The organism is Neobacillus vireti, assembly GCF_036962465.1.
Classification (GTDB): domain Bacteria; phylum Bacillota; class Bacilli; order Bacillales; family Cytobacillaceae; genus Neobacillus; species Neobacillus vireti_B.
The window spans coordinates 128308-135061 of sequence record NZ_JBALNF010000033.1 but is presented as its reverse complement, the minus strand read 5'-3'; the positions used below and the strand labels follow the sequence as shown (position 1 = coordinate 135061).

Annotated in this window: 6 protein-coding genes and 1 riboswitch; of the genes, 3 read left to right on the top strand and 3 right to left on the bottom strand. The window is 39.6% G+C overall.

Annotated features, from left to right (window positions below; translation table 11 throughout):
- Window positions 1–65 precede the first annotated feature (65 nt).
- Entirely contained in the window at window positions 66–1298 is a 1233-nt protein-coding gene (locus tag V7077_RS15595; RefSeq protein ID WP_335503479.1) for an aminopeptidase, read from the bottom strand.
- A gap of 242 nt (window positions 1299–1540) precedes the next feature.
- Window positions 1541–2830 carry an MDR family MFS transporter gene (locus tag V7077_RS15590; RefSeq protein WP_335503477.1) on the bottom strand — a complete coding sequence of 430 codons (1290 nt, stop codon included), beginning with the start codon at window positions 2828–2830 and terminating at the stop codon, window positions 1541–1543.
- Between the two features lie 157 nt (window positions 2831–2987).
- Between V7077_RS15590 and V7077_RS15585 the strand changes: the two genes are divergently transcribed.
- Window positions 2988–5177: a DNA topoisomerase III gene (locus V7077_RS15585; protein WP_335503475.1), complete on the top strand. Its 2190-nt coding sequence runs from the start codon at window positions 2988–2990 to the stop codon at window positions 5175–5177.
- A 118-nt stretch (window positions 5178–5295) separates the two neighbouring features.
- Here the strand turns inward: V7077_RS15585 and V7077_RS15580 are convergent, their stop codons facing one another.
- On the bottom strand, window positions 5296–5508 hold the full coding sequence (locus tag V7077_RS15580) for a hypothetical protein (RefSeq protein WP_420489660.1): 213 nt from the start codon (window positions 5506–5508) through the stop codon (window positions 5296–5298).
- A 131-nt stretch (window positions 5509–5639) separates the two neighbouring features.
- Between V7077_RS15580 and V7077_RS15575 the strand changes: the two genes are divergently transcribed.
- Both V7077_RS15575 and V7077_RS15570 read left to right on the top strand, forming a co-directional pair.
- Window positions 5640–6014 carry a DnaJ family domain-containing protein gene (locus tag V7077_RS15575; protein ID WP_335503471.1) on the top strand — a complete coding sequence of 125 codons (375 nt, stop codon included), beginning with the start codon at window positions 5640–5642 and terminating at the stop codon, window positions 6012–6014.
- A 458-nt stretch (window positions 6015–6472) separates the two neighbouring features.
- Window positions 6473–6563: riboswitch (cyclic di-GMP riboswitch) on the top strand.
- Window positions 6564–6592: 29 nt separating this feature from the next.
- Window positions 6593–6736, top strand: a complete 144-nt coding sequence (locus V7077_RS15570; RefSeq protein WP_215047788.1) for an anti-repressor SinI family protein — start codon at window positions 6593–6595, stop codon at window positions 6734–6736.
- The last annotated feature ends 18 nt before the right edge of the window (window positions 6737–6754 follow it).

Below are 6754 nucleotides of genomic sequence, written 5' to 3'. Positions count from 1 at the left end.
GTACGGGGGATAAGAGCCACTGTCAATGAATACCAGTTCCATCCCATCCCTTAATCACGTCATTTTTAAAAAGCCCAGTTACCAGCTCTGAAGATAGGTTCTGTTTTCCCATCAACCGTTACTCCATCAATGTCCATATCGGCGGAACCAATCATGAAATCAACATGGGTAATACTTTCGTTAAGCCCGTTTTGTGCTAATTCCTCTGAAGACATTTTCTTCCCGCCCTCTATACAGAAAGCGTAGGCACTGCCAATCGCTAAATGATTTGAGGCGTTTTCATCAAATAAAGTATTGAAGAACAGCACATTGGACTGTGAAATAGGAGAATTATAAGGAACAAGCGCTACTTCCCCGAGATAATGCGAACCCTCGTCAGTTTCCACAAGACGCTTCAAGATTTCTTCGCCTTCTTCTGCTTTCACCCCAACAATCTTTCCATTTTCGAACGTGACCGAAAAGCGGTCGATGATATTGCCCCCATAGCTTAACGGCTTCGTACTGGCAACCGTACCGTTCACGCCAGTTTTTAGAGGGACAGTAAATACCTCTTCAGTTGGCATGTTTGCCATAAACTCATACCCGCTTTCATTAACACTGCCGGCACCTACCCAAAGATGTTTCTCCGGCAATTCAATTGTTAAATCAGTTCCTGGCGCAGTATAATGAAGTTCTTTATATCTTTTTCCGTTTAAATAGTTGACCTTCTCATGAAGGGTTTCGTCATGCTTTTTCCAAGCTTCAACCGGATTTTCTGTATCAACACGGACAGCTTTGAAAATAGCTTCCCAAAGCTTATTTACTTGATTGTCACTTGGTTCATTCGGAAATACTTTCGCAGCCCAATCCTGTGAGGCGGCAGCAATCACTGTCCAGCTGACTTTGTCTGATTGGATCGCTTTCCGATATTGGGAAAGTGCCTTTCCAGCTGCCTTCTGGAAGTTAGCGATTCGTTCAGGATTCACACCTTTTAACAAGTCAGGACTTGAAGAAATAACCGACATAAAGGCTGCCCCTTTTTCTGCTAAATCCTCCATTTCCTTTGCACGCCATACGGGATACTCTAAGAAAGCCTCATCTGGAGCTAAATCATACTTAGTTCTTGAAACGAAATCATCATTCCAGTTCACAATGACATTTAGTGCGCCTGTTTCATAAGCCTTTTTGACAATTAGACGGACCAATTCAGCTGCTTCTAAAGTGGCATTTACCACCAAGCTTTGGCCTTTTTGAATATTCACACCAACCTTAACGGCTAGCTCTGCATATTTTTCAAGATTTTTAATAAAATCACTCATATTATGTATCTCCTTTTTATCAGAATCTTCCTATATTGTAGCGTGTTTAAATGGAAAAATAAACCGTAAACCATAGTAATGGAGCCGTCTAAGCAGTGATTCTGCTATTATATCGTTGGAATTTCGCTTGTGGATAACTGTTAATAAAAGGACAGTCGACGTCCAGCTTCAGCGCCTAGCCCTCGATGGTCTACAGCCACTCTGGGAATGAAGGCAAAGAACGCCTTCTTTCCCAGAGCGTCTTATGCTTGTCGGGGCTGTTCAAGGCGCTTGCGCTTTTGGTCTTTTTCGAACACATAAAACATGATCCAATATAATCCTGCACTCGCAAGGGCGAGCAGACAAAGAATAAAGAACGTCCATCCATAGCCCACCCAAACAGTCATTGGAATGGCAAGTGGGGCAATGGTCCGGCTAATCGTAAATCGCAAGCTGGCCGCTGCAAAATATTGGCCTCGCATATGCTCTGGTGCAAGTTTGGAAACAAAACCTTGCTGCAGTCCAGCTCCCATTAATTCTGCAAAGGTAAAAATGGCCATCGCGAAAATTAATCCCCAAATCCAGTGTGTCTGACTAAACATAACAATAGATATTGCATATACAACAGAGGAGAGGGCGAAGACGTTTCTCTCATAATATTTACTCATCCATCTTGTTACAAAGACGGTCAGCAAGGCAACGAGAAAACCATTTTCCGCTAAAACAATTCCAAATGCCTGCTCTCCTTTAATAAGGAACGACAAATCCCCAAAGGCAACCAGACTTTGATCTTTTACAAAATCCTTGATATAGACAGGTATTAATAAGTCCAATTGCATAAAAGTCTGACCTGCTAAGACTCCAGCAATAATAAACAGGAGGAAGGTTTTATCTTTCACAATTAGAGCATAGTCTCTAATTTGGTTTCTTAAAAAGTAATACCATTTTCCCTCTCTAGTGAGAGAGCCACTTGTTTGCGAAGGGACGGTTTCCCGAGTCCACTTTGTCAGGATTAAAGCTACTAAAATACAAACAGCCCCAGCAAAAAGCAATAACTGAAAGCGATAATGAACATAAAAAATCGATCCCAAAATGGGTCCGACTACTACAGCTATGTTAATCGATGTATAAAAGATAGCAAACACATCGCTGCGATCTTTTTCTTTGACCACGTCTGCAACCATGGCCTGACTTGCAGGCCAGTAAAATGAACCAAACACACCTGCTGCCGTAAACGCCACAAATCCTAACCACGGAGACTGCAGCCATGGAGAACTGGCAAAGGCAAAGCATAAAAATGAAAGCCCTTGGCCGAAAGAGGCTAGAACCATCATTCGTTTTCGTCCAAAGCGGTCAGCAAAATATCCTCCCATTAGGTTGGCTAACACAGAAAATATTTGTGAAAACACTAATAATAAACCTGCTTTATTTTTGCCGAACTCTTCAGCAAAATAAATCGATAAGAACGGAAAAAACATCCAGTAGGTGATATTCACCAAGGCTTCCGCAAATAATCGAACCTTTAAATTTGCATCCCAATCCCTTATCCTCATAAAAATCCTCGTTTCTCTTTATGCGTGCCACTACATCATACTATCCCTCTGGAAGTGGTTTCAAGGGAAAAAAAGCCACTCCCTCGGCTAAACTGAATTTTAGGATGTTTTATGCTATATTATAGGTTAATGGGTTACCGAAAGGATGTTTAAAAAAGTGAAAAAAAGTGTAGTTATAGCCGAAAAACCCTCTGTCGCTCGAGATATTGCACGAGTATTGAATTGTAATAAAAAAGGGAATGGCTTTTTTGAAGGAGATAAATATATTGTTACATGGGCATTGGGACATTTAGTTACCCTTGCAGATCCCGAAGTGTATGACGATAAATATAAAACCTGGAAAATAGAAGATTTGCCGATGCTTCCAAATGAGCTAAAGCTTGTTGTCATTAAGCAAACGAGTAAGCAGTTTCATACTGTAAAAAGCCAATTACAACGCTCTGATGTCGGGGAGATTGTTATTGCAACAGATAGTGGCCGTGAAGGGGAATTAGTTGCAAGATGGATACTTGCTAAGGCAAAGGTTAATAAACCTACAAAACGTCTTTGGATATCTTCAGTTACTGATAAAGCAATTAAAGATGGCTTTGCGAAATTGAAGCCGGGCAATGCCTATGAGAATTTATATCATTCTGCTGTTGCCCGGTCAGAAGCGGATTGGTATATCGGGCTTAATGCCACCCGTGCATTAACAACTCGTTATAATGCCCAGCTAAACTGCGGCCGTGTTCAAACCCCGACGGTTGCAATCATTGCAGCTCGGGAGGACGAAATCAAAAATTTTAAACCGCAAACCTATTATGGCATCGAAGCCCAAACAACAGACAATTTAAAATTGACTTGGCAGGATCCAAAAGGGAATAGCCGCAGCTTTGATAAAGAAAAAACCGATGCGATTGTGAAAAAACTGGGCAAACAAAATGCCGTTGTAAAAGAAATTGAGAAAAAACCGAAGAAGTCCTTTTCTCCGGGTCTTTATGATTTAACCGAACTGCAGCGCGATGCGAATAAAATCTTTGGCTACTCTGCAAAGGAAACGTTAAATATTATGCAAAAATTATACGAGCAGCATAAAGTTTTAACCTATCCTCGTACAGACTCGCGTTATCTTTCTTCCGATATTGTCGAAACACTTCCTGAACGTTTGAGGGCATGTGGAGTTGGAGAATATCGTCCGTTAGCTAATAAGATATTAAGTAAGCCGATAAAAGCTTCGAAAGCATTCGTCGATGATAGTAAAGTATCCGATCACCATGCAATTATACCAACAGAAGGGTATGTAAACTTCTCGGCTTTCACTGATAAAGAGCGAAAAATTTATGACTTAGTGGTAAAACGATTCTTAGCGGTGTTATTCCCGGCATTCGAATATGAGCAGCTAACGCTGCGTGCAAAAATTGGGGAAGAGAACTTTGTTGCGAGGGGAAAAACGATTTTATCAACCGGGTGGAAAGAAATATATGAGAATCGCTATGAAGACGAGGATACAGCAGAAGACCTAAAGGAACAGATTTTACCTCGGATCGAAAAAGGCGATACCCTTGTCGTGAAATTAATCGCTCAAACATCTGGTCAAACCAGTCCACCTGCCCGCTTTAACGAGGCAACTTTACTATCAGCAATGGAAAACCCTACGAAGTATATGGAAACCAAAAGTAAGCAACTGGCAGAAACTTTAAAATCAACTGGTGGATTAGGAACTGTAGCAACCCGTGCTGATATTATTGATAAGCTTTTCAATTCATTCTTAATCGAGAAGCGCGGCAAAGACATTCACCTTACCTCTAAAGGACGTCAATTGCTGGATTTAGTACCTGAAGAACTAAAATCTCCAGCCCTAACAGCTGAATGGGAACAAAAGCTTGATCAAATTGCCCATGGAAAGTTAAAAAAAGATGTGTTTATTAGCGAAATGAAAAAATATACAAAAGAAATTGTTGCTGAAATTAAAGCGAGTAATAAAAAGTATAAGCATGATAATATCTCTACAAAAAGTTGCCCAGATTGTGGAAAGCCCATGCTTGAAGTAAACGGAAAAAAAGGTAAAATGCTTGTGTGCCAAGATCGTGAATGTGGACATCGCAAAAATGTTTCGAGAGTCACAAATGCGCGCTGTCCTCAATGCCATAAAAAACTGGAACTCCGAGGAGAAGGGGAAGGACAAATCTTTACATGTAAATGCGGGCATCGTGAGAAACTCTCTGCTTTCGAAGCACGCCGTAAAAAAGAGTCTGCCGGTAAAGTGGATAAGCGTACAGTGCAAAAGTATCTGAAAAGCCAAAACAAAGAAGAAGAGCCCATTAATACAGCTTTGGCAGATGCTTTAAAAAAGTTAAATCTAAAATAAGTGGTATGTGCTGCAATATATGAGAGGCTGGATCCTAATTTAAGAGCTTGAGAATCCAGCCTCTTTCTTCCTTTTATAAAAGAGTCATCAAAAAAGGCGTGAAAAACTCACGCCTTTTTTACTTCATATGATTTGGGAGCCAGCGGCCAGTATCTACACGCTGTTCATCCTCATCCTCGATTCTATTCTTAAAAGCTTCTTGGGTAACAATTAATTCTTCATCTCCAATGGCTTCCTTTACATGCTTTTCTGTCAGGCTGTCCTTTGGGAAATTACCCGGATGATTTTTCTTTTTGTGTTCAAAATGTTCTCCACGAGCCAACGTTAACACTCCTTTCGTCTTCGCATGTAGTTTCCCCAAACATCTCGAAAATAATTTGGAATCATATTTCCAATTTAATAATAGGGCAGCAGTTGGTATAATTATAATAGTCAATAGGGTAATAAAAGGAGGCATTGGACATGGACTTTTTTCAGATTCTGTCAGAAGACCGAATAAAAAAAGCGTATCAAGATGGTGAATTTGATTCACTGCCTGGCCTTGGCAAACCTATGCAGCTGGAGGATTTATCCGGAATTCCCGAGGACCTGCGGATGGCCTATAAAATAATGAAAAATGCCGGTTATACAGAGGATGATAGACGCATACGTCAAGAAATGATGAATATTGAAGATCTACTCAAAAAATGCGATGAGAACGAAAGGGAGAACCTTCAAAGAAAACTAAATGAAAAGCTGTTAAGGTTTAATCAGTTAATGGCAAAGAGGGGCGTTAAAACAAATTCATCCCTGTTTAAAAACTATGAATTAAACCTACATCGTAAAATAAATAAATAAGAAGAGTTGGTTTGGTGAGCAGGGAGCTACTCATCACCAGCTTTTTTTTCTTGTTCAACCGGTTTGCACATTTTGTCCAATAAAAAACCTGCAACCACCATAAAGGCAATAGGGATAGAAAAATTCAAAACATGGATCAAGGTCATATCACGCACCACCTTTTTAAATATTTTAAATATTTAGTATATTTATATGTTGTTTATATTATATTCTTTCTGTCACATTTTAGACAAATTTAACCATGTTAACCATTAAGGTAGTTTTTGTGAATAAAAAGTAGTTAAATGTAGAATTATGGGAGAAATTGATTTAAAAAGTTGTTAGAAAATTAGTAAAAAATGACAAAAAACAACACATTCCATTTGTCCTAATCGATATAATGAACATATCAAAAAAGATTAAGTAAAAATACCTAGATATAAAATGGTAAAAGAAGATTGCATTACTTAAGTCGGGAAAGCAGAAAAGGGCAAACCTGTTGAAAAGCAGGGACGCAAAGCCGAGGATCTAAGGCAGGAGAGAAGCTGCTATGATGGCCGGGTTACCTGGAATACAGCGGTATTTTGGGAGTGAGTAGAATGGTGATTACTGAAAAAGAAATGGATGTTGTTGATCAGGAATGGATGGAGCTCATCTTAGAAGCAAGAAAAATCGGACTTTCGATCGAGGATGTACGAAATTTTCTTACACATGATGATTTAAAATCATCAGCTACATATTAAAAAAAAGCATTCTACAAA

Bases quoted from the DNA above. Each gene is read 5' to 3' on its own strand.
- V7077_RS15575 (WP_335503471.1), top strand. From the start codon at position 5,640: ATGGACTTTTTTCAGATTCTGTCAGAAGACCGAATAAAAAAAGCGTAT.
- V7077_RS15570 (WP_215047788.1), top strand. From the start codon at position 6,593: ATGGTGATTACTGAAAAAGAAATGGATGTTGTTGATCAGGAATGGATG.
- V7077_RS15590 (WP_335503477.1), bottom strand. From the start codon at position 2,830: ATGAGGATAAGGGATTGGGATGCAAATTTAAAGGTTCGATTATTTGCG.
- V7077_RS15595 (WP_335503479.1), bottom strand. From the start codon at position 1,298: ATGAGTGATTTTATTAAAAATCTTGAAAAATATGCAGAGCTAGCCGTT.